This is a genomic window from Massilia brevitalea, from assembly GCF_030711405.1.
Taxonomy (GTDB): Bacteria; Pseudomonadota; Gammaproteobacteria; order Burkholderiales; family Burkholderiaceae_D; genus Telluria; species Telluria brevitalea.
This window is the reverse complement of the sequence record NZ_JAULSI010000119.1, coordinates 1-1,052: the sequence shown is the minus strand read 5'-3', so window position 1 is coordinate 1,052 and position 1,052 is coordinate 1. Positions and strand designations below refer to the sequence as shown.

At 62.0% G+C, this 1,052-nt stretch carries 1 protein-coding gene; it reads right to left on the bottom strand.

Annotated elements, in window-relative coordinates; all coding sequences use genetic code 11:
* Window positions 1–53 precede the first annotated feature (53 nt).
* Window positions 54–992: an IS5-like element ISEcl7 family transposase gene (locus tag QWL29_RS26530; RefSeq protein WP_045911956.1), complete on the bottom strand. Its 939-nt coding sequence runs from the start codon at window positions 990–992 to the stop codon at window positions 54–56.
* Between the last annotated feature and the right edge of the window lie 60 nt (window positions 993–1,052).

Below are 1,052 nucleotides of genomic sequence, written 5' to 3'. Positions count from 1 at the left end.
GGCTTTGTTGCATAAATCAATTGAGCGCGTAGTACCCCAAACCCCAGACGGATTTACGGCATGGTCACCGCTACGGTCGTGGGCGTGCCCAAGCGCGTGAAGCGATTGAGGATGGCGGCACGGACCTGCAACTCGGCGACCTGACGGTCGAAGTCGCGCGCCATGACGCGTTCACCAAGCAGCTTGAAGCAACGCATTTTGGTCTCGACAAGGCTGCGCCGGTGATACCCGCTCCACTTTTTCCAGATCTTCCGGCCAAGCCGGCGGGTGGCCGCCAGGATGGCATTGCGCGCTTTGGCACCGGGACGCTGGTCCTTCCATGGCTTGGCGTTCTTGCGTGTCGGAATGAGTGCCTGCGCTCCGCGTTGTGCAATCGCTTCGTGGCAGCCTTTCGTGTCGTAGGCGCCGTCGCCACTGACGCTCGCGACAACCTCCTCGGTGGGTATCTGGTCGAGCAAGCACGGCAGCATTGGGGCATCGCCGGTGGCATTGTCGGTCACCTCGATCGCCCGGATTTCCAGCGTGGCCGCGTCAATGCCAAGGTGGATCTTGCGCCATTGGCGACGGTAGTCGGCACCATGCTTCTTCGTCTTCCACTCGCCTTCGCCCAGCATCTTGATGCCTGTACTGTCGACCAGCAGGTGCAATCCCGTCGTCGTCGGCTGCGCTCCGATCGTCACCGAAAGACGCTTCTGGCGCCGGCTGACCGTGCTGAAGTCGGGCACTTGCCAGTCCAGTCCGGCCAACCCGAGCAGACTCTGCGTCATACCCATGGCCTGGCGCAAGGGCAGATTGAACAGGCCCTTAACGGTCAGGCAGAACTGGACCGCCGCCTCGCTGTACTTCGGACTGCGGCCCCGCTTGCCGCTCGCACTGCCGTGCCAGCACATGTCCTTGTCCAGCCAGATCAGCAGCGAGCCGCGGGCTTTCAATGCCGCGTTGTAGTCTTTCCAGTTGGTCGTTCGGTACTTCAGCTTTACGGGAGCAATCATGCCGTCAGTTTACCCGTGCTGCGCCTCGGCCGCTGATGGGCCGATTTGTGCAACAAAGCC

Bases quoted from the DNA above. Each gene is read 5' to 3' on its own strand.
- QWL29_RS26530 (WP_045911956.1), bottom strand. From the start codon at position 992: ATGATTGCTCCCGTAAAGCTGAAGTACCGAACGACCAACTGGAAAGAC.